This window comes from Paenibacillus doosanensis (assembly GCF_025060755.1).
Taxonomy (GTDB): Bacteria; Bacillota; Bacilli; order Paenibacillales; family NBRC-103111; genus Paenibacillus_S; species Paenibacillus_S doosanensis.
This window is the reverse complement of record NZ_JANYUY010000022.1, coordinates 31,571-52,736: the sequence shown is the minus strand read 5'-3', so window position 1 is coordinate 52,736 and position 21,166 is coordinate 31,571. Positions and strand designations below refer to the sequence as shown.

General features: G+C 52.1%; 20 protein-coding genes. All 20 read left to right on the top strand.

The features are described from left to right. The first annotated feature begins 66 nt into the window (after positions 1–66). The 20 genes from rimP to N0M98_RS16900 all read left to right on the top strand — a co-directional run bounded on the left by rimP (position 67) and on the right by N0M98_RS16900 (position 21,156). Positions 67–525, top strand: coding sequence for a ribosome maturation factor RimP (gene rimP, locus N0M98_RS16995; protein ID WP_249862842.1), 459 nt, complete (start codon positions 67–69; stop codon positions 523–525). Between the two features lie 38 nt (positions 526–563). Next, entirely contained in the window at positions 564–1,661 is a 1,098-nt protein-coding gene (gene nusA / locus N0M98_RS16990; protein ID WP_249862843.1) for a transcription termination factor NusA, read from the top strand. Positions 1,662–1,697: 36 nt separating this feature from the next. Beyond that, on the top strand, positions 1,698–2,021 hold the full coding sequence (gene rnpM / locus N0M98_RS16985) for an RNase P modulator RnpM (RefSeq protein ID WP_259618621.1): 324 nt from the start codon (positions 1,698–1,700) through the stop codon (positions 2,019–2,021). Then, positions 1,999–2,328 (top strand): YlxQ family RNA-binding protein, encoded by a 330-nt coding sequence (locus N0M98_RS16980; protein WP_249862845.1) that lies wholly within the window; start codon positions 1,999–2,001, stop codon positions 2,326–2,328. The genes rnpM and N0M98_RS16980 overlap by 23 nt, the downstream gene beginning before the upstream one ends. After that, positions 2,321–5,107 (top strand): translation initiation factor IF-2, encoded by a 2,787-nt coding sequence (gene infB, locus N0M98_RS16975; protein WP_259618620.1) that lies wholly within the window; start codon positions 2,321–2,323, stop codon positions 5,105–5,107. Before N0M98_RS16980 ends, infB begins: the two co-directional genes overlap by 8 nt. Before the next feature lie 5 nt (positions 5,108–5,112). Next, positions 5,113–5,469, top strand: a complete 357-nt coding sequence (rbfA, locus tag N0M98_RS16970; protein WP_249862847.1) for a 30S ribosome-binding factor RbfA — start codon at positions 5,113–5,115, stop codon at positions 5,467–5,469. After that, positions 5,469–6,473, top strand: coding sequence for a DHH family phosphoesterase (locus N0M98_RS16965; RefSeq protein WP_375295497.1), 1,005 nt, complete (start codon positions 5,469–5,471; stop codon positions 6,471–6,473). The genes rbfA and N0M98_RS16965 overlap by 1 nt, the downstream gene beginning before the upstream one ends. Then, on the top strand, positions 6,470–7,393 hold the full coding sequence (gene truB / locus N0M98_RS16960; RefSeq protein ID WP_259618619.1) for a tRNA pseudouridine(55) synthase TruB: 924 nt from the start codon (positions 6,470–6,472) through the stop codon (positions 7,391–7,393). Before N0M98_RS16965 ends, truB begins: the two co-directional genes overlap by 4 nt. A gap of 39 nt (positions 7,394–7,432) precedes the next feature. Continuing rightward, positions 7,433–8,386, top strand: coding sequence for a bifunctional riboflavin kinase/FAD synthetase (locus N0M98_RS16955; protein ID WP_259618618.1), 954 nt, complete (start codon positions 7,433–7,435; stop codon positions 8,384–8,386). Between the two features lie 150 nt (positions 8,387–8,536). Further along, entirely contained in the window at positions 8,537–8,806 is a 270-nt protein-coding gene (rpsO, locus tag N0M98_RS16950) for a 30S ribosomal protein S15 (protein WP_249862851.1), read from the top strand. A gap of 213 nt (positions 8,807–9,019) precedes the next feature. Then, positions 9,020–11,122, top strand: a complete 2,103-nt coding sequence (gene pnp / locus N0M98_RS16945; protein ID WP_259618617.1) for a polyribonucleotide nucleotidyltransferase — start codon at positions 9,020–9,022, stop codon at positions 11,120–11,122. Positions 11,123–11,315: 193 nt separating this feature from the next. Further along, on the top strand, positions 11,316–12,359 hold the full coding sequence (locus tag N0M98_RS16940) for a polysaccharide deacetylase family protein (protein WP_259618616.1): 1,044 nt from the start codon (positions 11,316–11,318) through the stop codon (positions 12,357–12,359). A 51-nt stretch (positions 12,360–12,410) separates the two neighbouring features. After that, the gene (locus tag N0M98_RS16935) at positions 12,411–13,661 is read left to right on the top strand and encodes a M16 family metallopeptidase (RefSeq protein ID WP_259618615.1); all 1,251 of its coding nucleotides are present in this window, start codon (positions 12,411–12,413) and stop codon (positions 13,659–13,661) included. Continuing rightward, a complete protein-coding gene (gene dut, locus N0M98_RS16930) occupies positions 13,654–14,100 on the top strand; it encodes a dUTP diphosphatase (RefSeq protein WP_259618614.1) in 447 nt (148 codons plus the stop codon). The genes N0M98_RS16935 and dut overlap by 8 nt, the downstream gene beginning before the upstream one ends. Positions 14,101–14,473: 373 nt before the next feature. Continuing rightward, positions 14,474–15,373 (top strand): dipicolinate synthase subunit DpsA, encoded by a 900-nt coding sequence (gene dpsA / locus N0M98_RS16925; RefSeq protein ID WP_249862856.1) that lies wholly within the window; start codon positions 14,474–14,476, stop codon positions 15,371–15,373. After that, positions 15,370–15,963: a dipicolinate synthase subunit B gene (locus tag N0M98_RS16920; protein ID WP_249862857.1), complete on the top strand. Its 594-nt coding sequence runs from the start codon at positions 15,370–15,372 to the stop codon at positions 15,961–15,963. The genes dpsA and N0M98_RS16920 overlap by 4 nt, the downstream gene beginning before the upstream one ends. Before the next feature lie 31 nt (positions 15,964–15,994). Then, entirely contained in the window at positions 15,995–17,032 is a 1,038-nt protein-coding gene (locus N0M98_RS16915) for an aspartate-semialdehyde dehydrogenase (RefSeq protein WP_259618613.1), read from the top strand. A gap of 139 nt (positions 17,033–17,171) precedes the next feature. Beyond that, the gene (gene dapG, locus N0M98_RS16910; RefSeq protein WP_259618612.1) at positions 17,172–18,389 is read left to right on the top strand and encodes an aspartate kinase; all 1,218 of its coding nucleotides are present in this window, start codon (positions 17,172–17,174) and stop codon (positions 18,387–18,389) included. Between the two features lie 25 nt (positions 18,390–18,414). Beyond that, positions 18,415–19,290: a 4-hydroxy-tetrahydrodipicolinate synthase gene (gene dapA / locus N0M98_RS16905; protein ID WP_259618611.1), complete on the top strand. Its 876-nt coding sequence runs from the start codon at positions 18,415–18,417 to the stop codon at positions 19,288–19,290. Positions 19,291–19,479: 189 nt separating this feature from the next. Continuing rightward, on the top strand, positions 19,480–21,156 hold the full coding sequence (locus N0M98_RS16900) for a ribonuclease J (protein WP_249862861.1): 1,677 nt from the start codon (positions 19,480–19,482) through the stop codon (positions 21,154–21,156). Positions 21,157–21,166 lie beyond the last annotated feature (10 nt).

Here is a 21,166-nt window from a genome sequence, read left to right as displayed (position 1 = left end):
ACTCTTTACATTTTGTTACAGGTATGAAAGCATACGGCTTTCCATTTGACGATAGGAGGTTGCAGGTTGATTTCGCAAATTAAACCCGTAGTTGAATCACTTCTTCAGCCTTTTTTGGACGAAAATCACTTTGAACTGGTAGATGTGGAATATGTGAAAGAAGGCAGCAACTGGTTTTTGCGTGTTTACGTCGACAAAGAAGGCGGCATCGATATCGACGATTGCGGCCGCATTAGCGAATTTTTAAGCGAGAAGCTGGACGAAAAGGATCCGATTCCTACCGCCTATTTCCTGGAGGTTTCCTCCCCCGGAGCGGAACGCCCCTTGAAAAAAGTGCAGGATTATTATAAAGCCGTAGGTCAGCACGTGTTTGTCACTACTTACGAGCCGGTCGACGGATTGAAGGAATTCGAAGGCACTTTGCTGTCGTTTGACGAGCAAACCGTAGAAGTGGAGATCGGGAAAAAAAAGCATTCGATACCTTTTAACAAAGTGGCAAGTGCCAGATTGGCGATTATTTTTTAAGTTGCGGTCGATTTTATGAGAGGGGGAGCCCCGTTCAAATGAACACGGATTTTATTGAAGCATTGTCGGAAATTGAAAGAGAAAAAGGAATTGCCAAAGAAGTGCTGATCGACGCTATCGAGGCGGCTTTGATTTCCAGCTACAAACGTAATTTTAACACGGCGCAAAACGTTCGTGTCGACATTAACCGCCATACCGGATTGATTAAAGTGTATGCCCGCAAAACGGTCGTTGAGGAAGTGCTTGACCCGCGGCTCGAAATATCCTTATACGCGGCTCGGGAGATGAACCAAAACTACCAATTGAACGATATCGTGGAGATCGAGGTAACTCCCCGCGATTTCGGACGCATCGCCGCTCAGACGGCGAAGCAGGTCGTTACCCAGCGCATCCGCGAAGCGGAACGGGGTCTGATCTACAACGCCTTCGTAGATAAGGAAGAAGACATCGTCACCGGCATCGTGCAGCGTCAGGATTTGCGCAACATTTATATCGATTTGGGCAAAATCGAGGCGGCCCTGCCGCTGACTGAGCTGATGCCGACCGATAAATTCAAGCAGAGCGACCGGGTCAAAGCTTATATTACGAAGGTCGAGAACACGACCAAAGGACCACAGATCATTCTTTCGCGGACTCATCCGGGGCTGCTGAAGCGTCTGTTTGAACTGGAAGTGCCGGAAATTTTCGACGGCGTCGTCGAGATTCGTTCCGTCGCCCGCGAAGCCGGCTTCCGTTCCAAAATCGCCGTGTATTCGCGCAATCCCGAGGTCGATCCGGTCGGTTCCTGTGTCGGTCCCAAGGGCATGCGGGTACAGACGATCGTTAACGAGCTGAAGGGCGAGAAAATCGATATCGTCCGCTGGGTCGAAAATGTGGAGGAATATGTGGCCAATGCGCTTAGCCCGTCCAAGGTGCTGGAGGTTAACGTGTTCGAGAGCGAGAAGATGGCGCGGGTTATTGTGCCCGATTACCAATTGTCGCTGGCGATCGGCATCAAAGGCCAGAACGCCCGTTTGGCCGCCAAGCTGACGGGATGGAAGATCGACATCAAGAGCGAGACGCAGGCAGAGCAAGAATACGGCCGTCCCAAAACGTTTACCGAAGAAATGCACCAGGATTCGGTCAGCATCGATTAAGGGAGCGCAGCCGGACAGGTAGAAGGTGAGAACAGGATGAAGCAAAGAAAAATCCCTCTTCGCAAATGTGTCGCATGCCAGGAAATGATGCCCAAAAAAGAGCTGATCCGCGTGGTGAAGACGCCAAGTGACGACATCATCATCGACTTGACAGGCAAAAAAGCGGGACGCGGTGCTTATCTGTGCGGAAAGCTGTCGTGCTTTAAGCTGGCGAAAAAAAGCAGAGCTTTGGATCGCGCTTTAAAGCAGGCGGTCAGTCCTGAGATTTACGATGCTTTGGAGCAGGATTTCATCAAAGTGGAAGATGAATTTATTGCCGGCAAGGAAGCGGCGGTGGATGATGAATCACAAATTTTTTAACAACTTGGGTTTGGCGATGAGAGCGGGCAAGATCATCTCCGGGGAGGAAGCGGTGATCGATTCCGTACGCAAGGGCGAAGCGAAGCTTGTCATTGTTGCCGAAGACGCTTCTCCTAACACCCATAAAAAAGTCAATGACAAATGTATAACTTATAGGGTTCCCCTACAACAGTACGGCAGCCGTGAGCAGTTGGGCGCAAGTATCGGGAAAGAAACGCGCGTAGTTCTAGCGATAGCCGATGCGGGATTTGCGAAGATGCTGAAGAAGAGTCTGGAAAATCGTACGGAGGTGGACAGTATTGAGTAAACAAGACAACAATAAGGATAAACTTAGAGTGTACGAATACGCCAAGTCTTTAAATATGAGCAGCAAGGAAATCATCACCATATTGAAAAGACTAGGTATCCCGGTTAACAATCATATGAGCGTAATGGAGAACGATACAGTGGAGAGTGTGGAAAAATTTTTTAAAGACGTTAAAGCGAACGCAGCAGCCAAAAGAACCGGAAGCGAAGCAGGAAGTGCTTCCATCAGCACAAGTACGAGCACAGCGACGAAGGATTCGCAAGGAGCGCCTCAAGGTCAGCAGGCGAGATCCGACGCGCCGCAAGGGCAAGCGGGATCGCAGCCAAGGAATAATGGCGGCGGCCAACAAGGCCAGCGCTCCGGCAACGACCGCAGCGGTCAAGGACAAGGACAAGGCAGCGGCAATAACAACCGCGGCCAGCATGGAGATCGCAGACCGCAAGGCCAAGGGTCCCAGCAAGGCGGCAACAATAACCGCGGCTCGCAGGGAGGCCAAAATCGCGGCGGCCAACAAGGCGGTTACAATCAAAACCGCGGTCAAGGCGGCGGCCAGCAAGGTGGAGGCTACAATCAAAACCGCGGCCAAGGTCAAGGTCAAGGACAAGGCCAAGGCGGGCAAAATCGTCAAGGCAGCGGCTACGGACAGCAGGGCAATCGCGGCGGCGGAAGTGCGCCAAGCGGCAGCGGCAATAACAACCGCGGCTCGCAGGGCGGACAAAACCGCGGAGGTCAAGGCGGATTCGATCAACGTAAACCGTTCGAGCAGCGCGGAGCGGGGCAAGGCTCGAATTCGTTCAACCGTTCGATCGGGGTAAGTCCGGCCAGACCGAATGCTTCCACAGACATCGATCAAGACGATGCATCGGGCAGCAAAGGCAAGACTACGAAAAAAACGAAGCCGAACCAAAAGCGGTTTGACGACAACAAGGTCAGCACGTCCAGAGGTCCTCAAAACAACCGCGGCAATAACAGAAACCAAAGAGGCCGATATCAACCGGAGCCGGTCAAGAAGGAAAAAATCGACAATACGCCTAAGAAAATTATTGTCCGCGGCACGATGACGGTCGGCGAGCTGGCCAAAGCGCTGCACAAGGACGCTTCCGAAGTGATCAAGAAGCTGTTGTTCCTCGGCGTCATGGCGACCATCAATCAGGAGCTTGATTTGGATGCGATCCAATTGCTGGCAAGCGATTATAAGGTTGAAGTCGAGCTGAAGATTCCTGTAGAGGAAGACAAATTCGAGCAGTTCGAAGAGAAGGACGACGAAGCGGACTTGCTGGAACGTCCTCCGGTCGTTACCATTATGGGTCACGTTGACCACGGGAAAACGACGCTTCTCGATGCCATCCGTAAAACGAGCGTAACCGAAGGCGAAGCGGGTGGAATTACCCAGCATATCGGCGCTTATCAAGTGGAAATTCATAACAAAAAAATCACGTTCCTCGATACGCCGGGCCACGAAGCGTTCACATCGATGCGTGCCCGCGGCGCTCAAGTAACGGATATTACGATCATTGTCGTAGCGGCTGACGACGGCGTCATGCCTCAGACGGTCGAAGCGATCAATCACGCTAAAGCGGCTAAAGTGCCGATCATCGTAGCCGTGAACAAAGTCGATAAACCGGAAGCGAACCCGGACAAGATCAAGCAGGAGCTCACCGAATACGAGCTGGTGCCGGAAGAATGGGGCGGCGATACGATTTTCTGCAACATTTCCGCGAAACAGCGGATCGGTCTGGAAAATCTGCTCGATATGATTTTGCTCGTAGCCGAAGTGCAGGAGCTCAAAGCGAACCCTAACAAGCGCGCCAGAGGTACGGTTATCGAGGCCGAGCTGGACAAAGGGAAAGGTCCGGTTGCCCGCGTCCTGATTCAACACGGTACATTGAAGGTCGGAGACAGCTTCGTCGCCGGCGTATGCTTCGGCCGCGTGCGCGCCATGGTCAACGACCGCGGCAAGAAACTGAAAGAAGCGGGGCCGTCGACGCCGGTCGAAATTACCGGTCTGACGGAAGTTCCGCTGGCGGGCGATCCGTTCATTTGCTTCGAAGACGAGCGCAAGGCGCGCACCATCGCCGAAAAACGCGCGGTCACGCAAAGAGAATCGGAGATGGGAGCGAACGTTCGCGTCACCTTGGACGATTTGTACAAACATATCAAGGACGGCGAAATCAAAGATTTGAACGTGATCATCAAAGGGGACGTTCAAGGCTCTGTCGAGGCGCTGCGCGGCTCGCTGGAGAAAATCGATATCGAAGGCGTTCGCGTCAAGATTTTGCATAACGGCGTAGGCGCGATTACCGAATCCGACGTTATTTTGGCCTCGGCATCCAATGCTATCGTGATCGGCTTCAACGTCCGTCCGGAGCCGCAAGCCAAAAACACGGCCGATCAGGAAAAAGTCGATATTCGTCTGCACAGCATTATTTACAAAGTCATCGAAGAAATCGAACAAGCGATGAAGGGAATGCTCGATCCGATCTACAAGGAAAGCGTGATCGGCCAAGCGGAAGTGCGCAACACGTTCAAAGTTTCCAAAATCGGGGTTATCGCAGGCTGCATGGTGACATCCGGCAAAATCGCCCGCAATGCGCAAATGCGCCTGATCCGCAACGGTATCGTTGTCTTTGAAGGCAATATCGATTCCTTGAAACGGTTCAAGGACGATGCCAAGGAAGTGTCCCAAGGGTACGAGTGCGGTATATCTCTGGACAAATTCAACGATATTAAAGAAGGAGATATCATTGAAGCCTTCGTGATGGAGACGGTAGAGAGGTGATCTGAATGGCGCGTATTCGCGTAGGAAGAGTCGGAGAACAAATTAAAAAGGAATTGAGCCAAATCATTCAATCCGAGCTGAAGGACCCGAGAATCGGGTTCATCACGGTTACCGGAGTCGACGTAACGAATGATTTGTCCCAAGCCAAAATATTTTTAAGCGTGCTCGGCACGGATGAACAAAAGGAAGAAACGCTGAAGGCGCTGGGCCGCGGCAGCGGATTTATCCGCTCGGAACTCGGCAAACGAATCCGTCTGCGCAAAATTCCGGATTTGATCTTCAAATTCGACGCGTCGATCGACTACGGAAGCCATATCGAGAAGCTGCTCGGCCAGATCAATGCGGAGAATGCGCAGTCATGATGCAGTTCCGGCATACCGATTCTTATGCGGCCGATTTGCAAGCCGCGGCGGCCTTTATACAAGGCGGTGACGATTTTCTGGTGGTGTCCCATATTCAACCGGATGGGGACGCCGCCGGGTCTACATATGCTATGGCCTGGATGCTGACGGCACTCGGCAAGCGGTTTACCTTAATCAATGAAAACCGGATTCCGCCCAAGTTCGTCTATATGGGAGCAGGACGGCACGAGGTTATTCATTATGAAGCGGATGCGAAGAAGCTGACGCGTTCGTTCGCTTCCGTCATTAGCGTAGATTGCGCGGATTTCTCAAGAGTCGGCGCGGTTAAGGCCTTGTTCGCCGATGACGCGCGGTTGCTGAACATCGATCATCATGCGACGAACGACCGGTTCGGAAGCTGCAATGTCGTTGCGGCAGATGCGGCGGCTACCGTTGAAGTGCTGTATGATCTATGCGTTCAAATGCAAATTCCGCTTGCGCATGAGCTCAACGTTTGCATCTATTCGGGGCTGTTGACCGATACGGGAGGGTTCCGTTATGCGAACACGACTCCGAAGGTGATGCAGATTGCCGCCCAAATGCTGCAATGCGGCGTCAAGGGACATGAGCTTGCGGAGGAGCTGCTGGAGAAGCTATCCTATCCGCAAATTTCGCTGATCAAAACGAGTCTCGCTACGTTGTCGTTTGCGCATCAAAACCAGGTGGCCTGGCTAGCGGTTACTCCGGACGATCTGGCCGCAAGCGGCGCCGCTAACGAGGATTTGGACGGTTTGGTCAACTACCCTCGCAACGTGGAGGGCGTTGAAGTCGGCATCCTGTTCAAGCAGCGCGAGGGCGGTATCGTCAAAGTCAGCTTGCGTTCCGCAGGCAAAGTGGATGTAGCCCGGGTGGCCAAAGCGTTTGGCGGCGGGGGCCATGTCCGTGCGGCAGGCTGCGCGGTCGAGGGCACGCTGGAGGAAGCAATAGAACGAGTCGTGAAGGAAGTAGGTTTGGCATTGGCATGACGGACGCGTTGGAAGGCATCTTGCCTATATGGAAGCCTGAAGGCTTTACATCCCACGATGTAGTAGCCAAAGCCAGGCGGATTTTGAAGATTAAGCGGATCGGCCATACCGGTACGCTGGACCCGCAGGTAACGGGAGTGCTCCCCTTATGCATCGGACGGGCTACCCGGCTTGTGGAATACATTCAGGAGCTGCCCAAAGAATACGAAGCCACGCTGACCATCGGCTTGGCGACGGATACCGAGGATGCCGGAGGCCAAGTGGTCGAACGGACTGAGCACGTATCGCTCACGGAGCCGCAGGTGCTGGAGGCGATACAATCGTTCGTCGGTACCATCGATCAAGTTCCGCCGATGTATTCCGCCGTTAAGGTGGACGGCAGGCGGCTCTATGAATTGGCGCGGCAGGGCGTGGAAGTAGAACGCAAGTCTCGCAAAGTGACGATTTACGATATTCGTATACTGCAGATGAATCTTGAGCTGGAACATCCCGAAATCAGCTTCCGCGTCAAGTGCTCCAAGGGCACCTATATCCGTACGCTGTGCGTCGATATCGGCAAAACGCTGGGTTATCCGGCGGTCATGTCGAAGCTCGTGCGCACGTCGACCGGAAGCATCGGGCCCGAAGAGTGCCTTACGCTGGAACAAGTGGAGCTTTTGCACCGTCAGGGAACTTTGGCAAGCAAGCTGATCCCTGCCGACAAAGCGTTGGCTCATATGCCTTCCGTACATTTGAATGAAAGTCAGACTCGCAAGGCGCTGCTCGGACAAAAGCTGACCTTGGACCCGGCGAAGCTAACGTTTATGACCGAAGCCCAAGATCGCATGTATGCGGCTTACGGCCCGGATGCCCGGTTTATCGGCATATTCGAATGGGACGGCGATAAGCAGGAGCTTCAACCGGTCAAAGTGTTCTCTTGAGTAAGCTTCGTCTGGAAAGAATGTAGGTGATGATGTTTCATGCAATCGATAAAGTTGACATATCCGATAACGGAAACTGACAGCCATACGGTAACGGAGCCGCAGGTGATGGCTATCGGCGAATTTGACGGCCTTCACCTCGGGCACCAGGAAGTCATCAAGCGCGCGCTGACTACGGCGAAGCATCTGCGCACTCCGGCGGCGATTATGACCTTCCATCCCCATCCGAAGGAAGTGCTCGGGCAGCAAAAATATACGCAGCTGTTGACGCCCGTGGATCAAAAGCGGCGGATGCTCGAGCGGATGGGCGTCGATACGATGTATCTGGTCTCGTTCAACCCGGATTTTATGCAGCTGACTCCGGAGCAGTTTGTTGAAAATGTGCTCATTCCCATGAAAGTCAATACCGTGATCGTCGGTTTTGATTTCAACTTCGGCTACCGCGGGGCGGGTACGCCGGATACGCTGTGCGAGCTTGCGCAGGGCAGGTTTGCGGTGGAGGTTGTCCGGCCTTACCAGCAAGGAGGAGTCAAAGTGAGCAGCACGCTGGTGCGGGAGCATCTGCAAAAAGGCGAGATAGAGGAAGCGAATGCGCTGCTCGGACGTCGTTACACTGTCGAAGGAACCGTTGTGAACGGAGACGGCCGCGGCCGTACGATCGGTTTTCCGACGGCGAATATCAATTTGGCGGAATCGTTCGTCATTCCCGCTTTGGGCGTGTATGCGGTTCAGGTGACGATCGACGGGGAGAAGTTCAATGCGGTAATGAATGTCGGCAAGAAGCCGACGTTTGTCGCCGACTTGGAACGCCCTACGCTTGAAGCGCATTTGTTCGATTTTTCACGTACGATATACGGAAGCGCGATTTCGGTCGAATTCATTGCGTTTCTCCGGCCTGAACGGAAATTCAGCGCAGTGGACGAGCTGATCGCTCAAATTCGTCGCGATGCCGATCGGGCGAAATCGATTTTAACGGCATTGGAAAATAATTAGCAAACTCTATTTTACTTTTAACCTACTTATGTGCTATACTGATATTCGTTGTCGATTGAAAGAATCGGCGAGGAACCTTGGCATGGAGATTCGATGACTCCGACGTTCTCTGGGCCAACGGGGATATACAACTATGGAGGTGAATGAACAATGGCATTGACACAAGAGCGTAAGCAGGAATTGATCCAAACGCACAAAACTCATGAGTCCGATACAGGATCTCCTGAAGTGCAAATCGCGATTCTTACTGAAAACATCTTGAACCTGACTAGCCATTTGAAGACGCACAAGAAGGATCATCATTCTCGTCGCGGTCTTTTGAAAATGGTAGGTCAACGCCGTAAGCTGTTAACTTATTTGAAAAACAAAGACGTTAAACGCTACAGCGCCTTGATCGAGAAGCTTGGTCTTCGTCGATAATAGGAATGTCTTCAAGGAGCAACCATCGTTGTCTGCTGTTTGGGTCCGGTTTGGGCCCGGACAACAGGCCGCGCGGTTGCTTTTTCGTATGTTTCGCACAATTTGCAGAGATTTATTTCGAAAAAGAAGGAAATACTAGGCAGTATGCAGAAGTGATAGTAGTTCAATTCATGCATCGTGAAGTTTTCTTACGAAAACTCTTAGGAGGATTTTATGGAAAAAAGAGTACAGTTGGATTTGGGCGGACGTCCGTTCACTCTGGAAACCGGACGTCTTGCCAAGCAAGCAAACGCGGCCGTAACCGCACGTTACGGAGATACGGTTGTGCTTTGTACAGTAACGGCTTCTGCTGAACCTAAGGATCTGGATTTCTTCCCGCTAACCGTCAACTATGAAGAACGGTTGTATTCCGTAGGGAAAATTCCCGGCGGATTTATTAAACGGGAAGGACGTCCGAGCGAAAAGGCGATTTTGGCCAGCCGCTTGACCGACCGTCCGATCCGTCCGCTATTTCCGGAAGGGTTCCGCAATGATGTGCAGGTTGTCGCCATCGTCATGAGCGTCGATCAGGAATGCTCTCCTGAAATTACCGCGATGATCGGGGTTTCGGCGGCGCTGAGCATCTCCGACGTTCCGTTTAACGGTCCTATCGGCGGCGTTATTGTCGGCCGCGTCGACGGGCAATTCGTGATCAACCCGACGTTGGAGCAAGCGGACAAGAGCGATATTCATCTTGTCGTCGCAGGTACGAAGGACGCGATCATGATGGTTGAAGCGGGCGCCGACGAGGTGCCGGAAGAAGTCATGCTGGAAGCGATCATGTTCGGACATGACGAAATCCGCAAAATCGTCGCCGCTCAAGAGCAGCTGGTTCAAGAAGCCGGTAAGCCGAAGATGGAAGTCAAATTACATAGCGTGGATGCGGAAGTGAGCAAGGAAGTTCGCGCCTTCGCGCAGGAACGCCTCGTCGAAGCGGTGAAAATCGCCGAGAAGCACGCCCGTCAGGACGCTATCGATGCGGTCAACGCGGAGACGGTAGAACACTTCGAAGCGCAATACGCAGAGACTCCCGAGAAGCTGTCCGACGTAAAAGAGACGCTTTATGATATCGTCAAGGAAGAAGTCCGCCGCCTGATTACTCATGACAAGGTGAGACCGGACGGCAGAGCGCTGGATGAAATCCGTCCGATCGAATGCGACATCAACCTGCTTCCGAGAACTCACGGTTCCGGCTTATTCACACGCGGACAAACGCAGGCGCTGAGCGTGTGCACGCTGGGCGCGCTGGGCGACGTACAGATTCTCGACGGACTTGATCTGGAAGAAACCAAACGGTTTATGCATCATTACAACTTCCCTCCGTTCAGCGTAGGGGAAGCAAGACCGCTTCGTCCTCCGGGCCGCCGCGAAATCGGTCACGGCGCATTGGGCGAAAGAGCGCTGGAGCCGGTTATCCCGGCAGAATCGGATTTCCCTTATACGATCCGCCTTGTATCCGAGGTGCTCGAATCGAACGGTTCCACTTCGCAGGCGAGCATTTGCGCAAGCACGCTTGCCATGATGGACGCCGGGGTGCCGATCAAAGCGCCGGTTGCGGGCGTAGCTATGGGCCTCATCAAAGACGGCGAGCATTTCTCCATCTTGACCGATATTCAAGGCATGGAAGATCATCTTGGCGATATGGACTTCAAGGTGGCCGGCACAGCCGCAGGCGTAACCGCTCTGCAAATGGATATCAAGATCGACGGCATCGACCGCGCGATTCTTACGCAAGCGTTGGAGCAAGCTAAAAAAGGCCGCATGCACATCTTAGGCAAAATGCTGGAGCGCATTCAGCAGCCGAAACCGACATTGTCGCCTTACGCTCCGAAAATTCTCACGATGCAGATCAATCCGGATAAAATTCGTGACGTTATCGGCGCCGGCGGGAAAATCATCAATAAAATCATCGAGGAAACCGGCGTGAAAATCGACATCGAGCAGGACGGCCGCGTATTTATCGCATCGTCGAACGAGCAGATGAACGATAAAGCGCGTCAAATTATCGAAGGCATCGTCAAGGAAGTCGTCGTAGGCGAGACGTACCTCGGTACGGTGAAGCGGGTCGAGAAATTCGGCGCATTCGTGGAAATTTTGCCGGGCAAAGAGGGCTTGGTGCATATTTCGCAGCTATCCACCGAACGGGTTGCCAAGACGGAAGACGTAGTAGCCGTCGGCGATACCATTACGGTAAAGGTGACCGAGATCGATCAGCAGGGCCGCGTGAACCTGTCGCGCAAAGCGGTGCTAGCAGCTCAAGTGTCTGCGCAATCGTAACACCCGCTTTAACCCCATATAGCATTAACGATAAGAGCCAGAGTCGTCTGTCTCTTTTTGTTTTGTCCAAAAAAGGTTCCAAATCGTGCCTCCACCTTCGCAGGCTTGTTTGCCGGGAAGAAAGGAGCCTGTCATAAAGTCGTCCCGATCCGCATAGAAATGGGACAAACGATCTAACGACAGGAGCAGGCCAATGAGACGTGTTCAGGTGTTAGTGTTGTCCGGTCTTTTTGCGTCGGTATTCATAGGGGTAGAGCTATCGGATAGTGTGCAGACGTTCGTTCAATATGCGAAGCATCGGGGCGATCAGGCCGCGGCGCCGGGATTAAGCGGTTTGGAGCTGTCGGCTTCGGCGGTGCTGGACGGAATGAAGCGGCTTACTGAGGACCGGAGAGACAGGCTTAGGCAAGCGATTGCCCTGGAAGCGGAGAAGCGAAGAATCCCTCCCATCAATGCCCAGGTGGATAGGGTATGGAAAGCGATCCCGGGCTATAACGGGCTGGAGGTTGATGTCGAGCAATCGCTTGCCTTGTCCGAGCAGCTTCCCGATATGGAGAAGCCGAGAATTGTGATGAAAGAAGTGCCGCCCGCCATCGGCTTGGATCAGCTCGGAGCGCAGCCGATTTATAAGGGCAATCCGAACAAGCCGATGGTTTCGTTAATGATTAACGTCGCTTGGGGGAACGAATATTTGGATAGCATGCTGGACGTGCTCGCCAAGGAGAAGGTCCGCGCCACCTTTTTTTTTGACGGGACTTGGCTGAAAAACAATATTGCCGAAGCGAAAAAAATTAAAGACAAAGGCCATGAGCTGTCCAACCACGCGTATTCGCATAAAAATATGAGCGAGCTTTCGCGGTCGCAGGCAACGGCTGAAATTACAAAGACTCAGCAGCTGCTGGAGAAGGAGCTGGGGGTTCAGAACACGCTGTTCGCTCCGCCGTCCGGCGACTTTGATCAACAGACCGTGCAGATCGCGCATGAACTGAAGCTGAAAACCATATTATGGACATTGGATACCGTAGATTGGCAGCGGCCGGACCCGCAAACGATCGTCCGCAAAATCTCTTCGAGAGTCGAGCCGGGCTCGCTGATCTTAATGCATCCGACCTCATCCTCCAGCCGAGCGCTGCAGCAAATGATACAGGTTATCAAAAGCAAGGGGCTTCATTTGGGGACGGTGAGCGAGCTTATTTCTCCGAAGCGGGTTCCCGAAGTTGAGTCTACCCAGCAATAATGGTAATATCATAGAGGTACATACCGAGATTTTCCGAGGAGGCTCCATTCATTGAATAAATACGTGTTAAACAATGGCTTGCGGGTTATCGTAGAACCGATTCCTACGTGCCGCTCCGTATCCTTCGGGATCTGGGTTAAAACCGGTTCCCGCAACGAACATTTGCATAATAACGGGATCTCCCATTTTATCGAGCACATGCTGTTCAAGGGAACCGATAAATATTCGGCTAAAGATATCGCTGAAATTTTCGACGGCATCGGCGGCAACGTCAATGCGTTTACATCGAAGGAATACACCTGCTATTACGCCAAAGTGCTTGACGAGCATTTGCCCATAGCGGTGGAAGTTCTGGCCGATATGTTTTTCCGTTCTTCGTTCGACCCTTCCGAGCTGGAAAAGGAAAAAAACGTCATTTTCGAAGAAATCTCCATGTATGAGGATACGCCGGACGATATGGTCCATGATCTGATAGCGAAGGCGACGTTCAGCGACCATCCGCTAGGCTATACGATTATCGGAACGGAACAAAATTTGACGGCTATGGACTCGAATACGCTGCGCGAGTATATGAAGGAGCAATATTCAATCGACCGTACCGTCATTGCGATCGCCGGCAACGTGGATGACAGCTTGATGACGCTGATCGAAAAGCATTTCGGCGAATTTAAAAATACCGGCGCGGAGCAAATCGTAGAAGCTCCGGGATTCTCTTCCGATCTGAAATATCATTCCAAAAAGTCGGAACAAAACCATATCTGTTTATCGCTTCCCGGATTATCTGCGAACGACGACCGTTTGTATGCCATGGTTCTGCTGAACAATGCGATCGGCGGCGGAATGAGCTCCCGGCTGTTCCAGGAAATCAGGGAAAAGCGCGGCATGGCCTATTCCGTCTATTCTTATCATACATCGTATCAGGACAGCGGAATGTTTACGGTATACACCGGGACGGCTCCGAAGCAAACGGCCGACGTGCTGAAGGTGACGATGGAGCTGCTGAGCGAAATCAAGGACAAAGGGCTGACGGCCGCCGAGCTGAAAAAAGGCAAAGAGCAAATGAAGGGCAGCCTGATCCTGAGTCTGGAAAGCACCAGCAGCCGCATGAACCGGCTCGGAAAAAACGAGTTGATGCTCGGCAAACATTACAGCATGGACGAGATTATCGAGCGAATCGAGCAAGTGGAGCTTAGCGATATTCAAGGGCTCGCCCGCGAGATGATGTCCGTACCGTTCGCTCTGGCGATGGTCGGTCAAAAGGACGACGTGATCGACGGCTTCAGGAGGGATCAGCTTGTTTAACGTACAAATCAAACGATTGCCCGGCAACGAAGATATTCAGCTCCCGCAAAAAATGTCTCAGATGGCAAGCGGCTTTGACCTGTATGCGGCGGTAGAGGAGCCCGCCACCTTGAATCCGGGAGAACGCGCGCTGATTCCGACCGGCTTTTCGCTGGCGATGCCTGCGGAGCTTGAGGCCCAAATCCGCCCCCGCAGCGGACTTGCGCTGAAGCACGGCATTACTTCGCTGAATTCTCCGGGAACGATCGATGCGGATTACCGCGGCGAAGTAAAGGTTCTGCTCATTAACCACGGCCAAGAGCCTTTCGTCATTCGGAGAAACGAACGAATCGCGCAAATGGTGTTCCAAATCGTGCCTGCCGTAGAGCTTACGGAAGTGGATGAATTATCGGATACCGAGCGCGGAGCAGGCGGCTTCGGACATACCGGCACGAAATAAGACCGCAGTGGGTGGAAACCTTGCCGACAGCAGGCCGTCCATCAATCACCGTGCTTCAAAGCATCTTCCTGTTTTATCGGGAAGGTGCTTTTTTATTGTTTAGGAAATGATGCGCAGCAATGCCCTGTGGAAATCCGGGTGCTCTCCCGAAAGTAAAGTCTACCCATAGAACGATACCAGAGGAATGGTTAGACGCCGATCCAGCTTAGGCTGGATGCGGACGGAATAAGCTTCAGAGCATCACGTCACTTTGGGGGGATTTGTTCCGTTGGATGAGGTTCTGGCCGGAACGTAAGAGAGAGCTGTAACCCATTTTTAGGCGGCCGCATAAGATGAGTTATCGAAAGCGACAGAAAGAAAGAGGTGAGAATGAATGCTTACAGGAATTCAAGTGGCTATCATCGGTGGCGATGCTCGCCAGCTTGAAGTTATTCATAAATGCTCCGAGCTGGATGCTTCGATTACTTTGATCGGATTCGATAATTTGCAAAATCAATTCAGCGGCATCAGCAAAGCCGGACTGACCCCCGAAGCCCTTGAGGCGTTGGATGCAATCATTTTGCCTGTTGTTGGTACAGACGATCACGGGATTGTGGAAAGTATTTTTTCCACATCCGAGCTGCGCTTGACGGAAGAACACATCAAGGCGCTTCCCAAGCATGCCCAGGTATTCACAGGTATGGCTAAAGCTTACTTGCGCAAACTGTGCTCCCAGTATTCGATTCGGCTGGTGGAATTGCTTGACCGGGACGATGTGGCGATTTACAACTCGATACCGACTGCTGAGGGCGCCATTATGATGGCTATTCAAAATACCGATTTTACGATTCACGGCTCAACCAGCATGGTGCTGGGCTTCGGCCGAACGGGGATTACCGTGGCCAGAACGCTGCAAGGCCTGGGCGCTAAAGTCAAGGTAGGCGTCAACAAGCCGGAGTACTATGCAAGAGCTTGGGAAATGGGCTTCACCCCTTTTTACACGCAGGATTTGTATGCTCAGGTGGCGAATATTGACTTGCTTTTTAACACAATTCCGTCTATGATAGTCACAGCACAGATTATTGCCAATATTCCACATCGCGCAGTGATCATCGACTTGGCCTCGAAGCCGGGAGGGACGGATTTCCGTTTCGCCGAGAAGCGGGGGATCAAGGCTTTGCTCGCGCCGGGACTCCCTGGAATTGTTGCGCCGAAAACAGCCGGTCGCATCATTGCCGACACCCTGAGCCGCATTATCCTTGAGGATGCAGGACAGAGGAGGAATAAGGAATGAATTGGCAAGGAACGACGGTAGGTTTTGCGCTTACGGGATCCCATTGCACTTTTGCTGAGGTTATGCCGCAGATTCAGCGGTTTGTCGACGCCGGAGCCCGTGTGGTTCCGATTGTTTCGTATACGATACTTACAACGGATACCCGTTTCGGTACATCCGAAAATTGGCAGCAGCAGTTGAAGGAGATTACCGGGAACGATATCATTGCTTCCATTGTAGATGCGGAGCCGCTTGGACCTTCCAAGCTGCTGGATGTGCTTGTCATCGCTCCTTGTACGGGGAATACGACGAGCAAGCTTGCTAACGCCATGACTGAAAGCCCGGTCTTGATGGCGGCCAAGGCGCAAATGAGAAATCAGAAGCCGTTGGTATTGGCCATATCTACGAATGACGGTCTTGGACTGAATGCAATGAATATCGGCAAATTGTTGATTACCAAAAACATTTACTTTGTTCCGTTCGGGCAAGATGCGCCTGCGGCCAAGCCGAATTCTCTCGTTGCGCGTATGGATCTTATTATGGAAACGTGCGAAGCCGCACTTGAGGGCAAGCAGCTTCAGCCGATGGTGATCGAACGATTCAATTACTAATAATGATTTTGTTTAGGGAGAGACAATCAAGATGTCGAATCAGAAATTATTCAACATTGCAGTAGTAGGCGCAACAGGTGCAGTAGGAGAGCAAATTATACGCTTGCTGGATGAACGTAATTTCCCTATTCAAGAGTTGAAGCTGTTATCGTCCGCGCGTTCCGCAGGAACGAAGATTAAGTTCAAAAGTCGCGACATTACCGTTGAAGAAGCCGCTCCCGATAGCTTCAAAGGTATCGATATCGCTTTGTTCAGCGCAGGCGGCAGCGTAAGCGCGGAGCTGATTCCCCATGCCGTGGAGCATGGCGCCGTGTGTATCGATAATACCAGCGCCTTCCGGATGGACCCGGAAACTCCGCTTGTCGTGCCGGAAGTGAACATCGACAAAATCAACGAACATAAAGGCGTTATCGCCAATCCGAACTGCTCGACGATCCAGATGGTTGCCGCCTTGAAGCCGCTGTATGACCGTTACGGCATTTCCCGTATCATCGTCTCCACCTATCAGGCGGTATCCGGCGCCGGAGCACGTGCGATTGATGAAATGCTGCGCCAATCGAAGGAAGTGCTGGGGGGCCGTCCGGCAGAACCGCAAATTTTGCCGGTCGGAGCTTTGCCCGTGAAGCATCAGATCGCTTTTAACGCCATTCCGCAAATCGATAAATTTACGGATAACGGCTTTACCTACGAAGAGATGAAAATGATTAACGAGACGAAAAAGATTCTGGGAGACGAATCGCTGGAAGTGACCGCAACTTGCGTGCGCATTCCGGTCGTATACGGTCATTCCGAGTCGGTCTATGTCGAGTTGAATCAGGATTTTGACGTGGAAGAAGTGAAGCGGCTGCTTGCGGACGCGCCTGGTATCGTTTTGCAGGATAATCCGTCGGAGCAGCAATATCCGCTTGCAACGGACGCAGCGGGTAAACTCGAAACATTCGTCGGCCGCATTCGCCGCGATTTGAGCAATCCCCGCGCGCTAAACCTGTGGATCGTATCCGACAATCTGCTGAAGGGCGCAGCCTGGAATGCGGTGCAAATCGCGGAATATATCGCTATCGAGCAATAATTGTACATTGCAGGCTTCCGCAAGGAGGCCTAGCTGTTGTTCTGCATATAAGGATGCTTACGAAGCGGCTTCTTCGATAACCGGGTCCGGGCGACCCGCGAAGCAAAGCTTGTCTTCCGACATTGACAGGAGGGACCTCATGAACATTCTGGTTCAGAAATTCGGAGGCACGTCCCTTTCCAGCGTCGAAGCTAGAGCACTCGTCGTCGAACACATTCAGGATGCATTGGCACAAGACTACAAACTCGTTATCGTCGTATCGGCTATGGGAAGAAAAGGCGAGCCCTACGCAACGGATACGTTATTGGATTTCATAAGCCAAAACGGCAATCGATTGCCGGCAAGAGAAAGAGACATGCTGCTGTGCTGCGGCGAGCTGATTTCGGCCGCCACTTTATGCAGTCTGCTGCATGCCGGCGGAATCCCGGCTACGGCTTTGACAGGGGCTCAGGCGGGGATTACGACGAACGACGATTTCGGCAACGCGCAAATCGTTTCCATACAGCCTCAGCGCATTTTGGAGCTTCTGAAACGCGATCAGGTCGTTATCGTCGCCGGTTTCCAGGGCCAAACGAAGCAGCATGATTTTACTACGCTTGGCCGCGGCGGCAGCGATACGACGGCTACGGCTCTGGGAGCCGCGCTGAAAGCGGAAATCGTCGACATTTTTACCGATGTCGAGGGCATTTTAACGGCCGATCCGCGGATCGTCGAGGATGCGAGACGGCTGCCTGTCGTCTCCTATTCGGAAATATGCAATATGGCTCATCACGGAGCCAAGGTGATTCACCCCCGTGCGGTGGAGGTGGCGATGCACGCCAATATCCCGATCCGGGTCCGCTCCACCTTCAGTAAAGATCCGGGCACTCTGGTGACTCACTCGGATGCGATCGTACAAAAGAAAGACGCGGTTCAGGACCGTTTTGTTACAGGAATCGCCAACTTTGCGAACATCACGCAAATCCAGGTAGCGGCAGGTGAAGGCGTTTACGACCTGCAGCTGAGCGTATTTAAAGCGATGGCCGTCCACCATATCAGCGTGGATTTTATCAACGTGAATCCGTCGGGCGTGGTTTACACCGTGTTCGACCATGAAGCGGAGAGGGCCGTCCGCATATTGACGGAATTGGGATATAAACCGCAGCATACTTCCAATTGCGCCAAGGTGTCCATCATCGGGGGCGGCATGAACGGCGTTCCGGGCATTATGGCGCAAATTGTCGAAGCGTTGACGGAAGAAGATATAAGCATACTGCAGTCCGCGGACTCCAACGCGACCATCTGGGTCCTTGTCCAAGGAGCCGATATGGCTCATGCGGTCCGCGCGCTGCACAAAAAATTCGAGCTGCATCGATAACAGAAAACGTGGGAGGAATTTAGTCGTGGATTTCGGAAGACTCATTACTGCAATGGTGACGCCTTTTGATGCCAATTTGCAAATTGATTGGGATCAAACTGCCAAACTGATCGATTATTTGATTGAGGAGCAGGCTAGCGACAGTTTGGTCGTTTGCGGGACAACCGGAGAATCGCCGACGCTTACCGAGGAGGAGAAGCTGGAGCTGTTCAAATTTGCAGTCAAGCATGCAGGCGGCCGCTGCAAAATCATCGCAGGTACTGGCAGCAATGATACCGCGCATTCCATTCATTTATCACGGGAAGCCGAGAAGCTGGGCGTCGATGCCCTGCTCCTGGTGGTCCCTTACTATAATCGCCCTTCCCAGGAGGGAATGTATCAGCATTACAAAGCGATCGCCGAAGCGGTCAACATTCCGTGCATTTTGTATAACGTGCCCGGGCGCACCGGCGTCAATCTGAATGCCGATACGACGATCCGTTTATCGCAGATTCCTAATATCGCGGCTACCAAAGATTGCGCCGATCTCGATCAATTGACCCGGGTCGTCAGAGACGCAGCTCCCGGATTCCTTGTGTACAGCGGGGAGGATAACATGACGCTGCCTGCGTTATCCGTCGGCGCGCATGGGGTTATTAGCGTAGCGAGTCATGTGATTGGAAAAGATATGAAGAATATGATAAACTGTTATTTGCAGGGAAACGTTCGCGAAGCGACGCAAATCCATGCCAAACTTCATCCCATATTTAAAGGCTTGTTCGAATGCCCGCATCGCGTGCCGAACCCGGCACCGGTCAAATTCGCTTTGAACGGCAGGGGAGTCGAAGTGGGGGGAGTTCGTTTACCGTTAATAAATGTAACCGAAGAAGAAGGACGATTCATTACTTCGTTGTTTGAATGAGGTGTCTTAGAAAATCGGTGCGTTTTTTAGCATCGGTTTTCTTTTTTTAGGAAACAATAGCTCGTAAAAAGGGCAGCTTGAAATTGCGGTTTTTCTTCATGTATAATGGTGGCAAGTGACTGGTGCGGTTTTGGTTTGGTTTGAGTTCTTATGAAAATTCGTCGTCAATATAAATTAGGAGGTATTGCTTTGTCTAAGAAAAATATAGATAAGCTTTCGATTATCGCTCTGGGCGGCGTGGGCGAAATCGGGAAAAACATGTATGTGGTGCAGTATGCCAATGATATCGTTGTCATCGATTGCGGTTTGAAGTTCCCTGAAGAGGACATGCTGGGTATCGACATCGTAATCCCGGATATCACTTATTTGTCCGAGAACCGGGATAAAGTCAGAGGAATTATCATTACGCACGGACATGAGGATCACATCGGCGGATTGCCTTATGTGCTCAAGCATTTGAATGTTCCTGTATACGGTACCAAGCTGACTTTGGGATTGATCGAAACGAAGCTGAAAGAAGCGAATTTGCTCGGTGAAACGAAGCGGATTCTCATCAATTCCGAAAGCGAGCTTAAGCTGGGTGCCTTGACGGCGACATTCTTTAAAACGAATCATAGTATTCCGGATTCTGTAGGCGTTTGCGTAGAAACTCCGGAAGGCAATGTCGTGCATACGGGGGACTTCAAGTTCGACCAGACCCCTGTAAACGGACAGTATGCCGATCTGCATAGTATGGCCGCTATCGGCAGAAAAGGAGTGTTGGCTCTTTTATCCGATAGCACGAATGCCGAGCGTCCGGGTTATACCGGTTCGGAGAAAAGCGTCGGCATTCAAATCGAGGAAGTATTCCGCAGGGCGAAGCAGCGGGTTATCATCGCTACATTCGCTTCGAACATTCATCGGATTCAACAGGTTGTGGACGCTTGCGTAGCTACCCGGAGAAAGCTGACGGTGATCGGACGCAGTATGGTCAACGTCGTAGGGATTGCCAGTGAATTGGGCTATTTGCATATTCCTGACGGAATGCTGATCGAGCCGGAGGAAGTGAACAAGCTGGCGGCGGACCGTGTAGCCATTTTGTCGACGGGAAGCCAAGGAGAGCCGATGTCGGCTCTTACGCGGATGGCCAGATCGACCCATCGCAAGGTGGATATTTTGCCTGGGGATACCGTGATCATCGCGGCGACTCCAATTCCGGGCAATGAGCGCTACGTGGGAAGAACCGTAGATGAATTGATGCGCATCGGCGCTCACGTTATTTACGGTCCTGGTTCCGTTACGGGAGTTCACGTATCCGGGCACGGCAGTCAGGAAGAGCTGAAGCTGATGCTTAACATCATGAAGCCGAAATATTTCATTCCGATTCACGGCGAATACCGGATGCTGCGTCAGCACGGGTTGTTGGCGGAATCCGTAGGTATTCCGAAGGAAGATATCTTCATCGTGGACAACGGCGAAACGGTGGAAGTTCAGGACGGAGTTGCCCGCAAAGGGTCGAAAGTTCCTTCCGGCAACATTCTGATCGACGGTCTGGGAGTGGGCGACGTTGGCAATATCGTGCTTCGCGACCGTAAGCTTCTTTCACAGGACGGCATCCTGGTCGTTGTCGTTACGCTAAGCAAACAAGACGGTGCTATATTATCCGGGCCTGATATTATATCCAGAGGTTTCGTATACGTTAGAGAATCGGAAGGCTTGCTGGATGAAGCAAACCGGATCGTAACAAGCACACTGAATCGTTTGATGAACGAAAATGTGAACGAATGGGCATCGTTGAAAACCCATGTAAAAGATGCACTAGGACGATTTTTATATGAACAAACCAGAAGAAGACCTATGATCCTTCCAATCATTATGGAAGTTTGATCCAAAACCA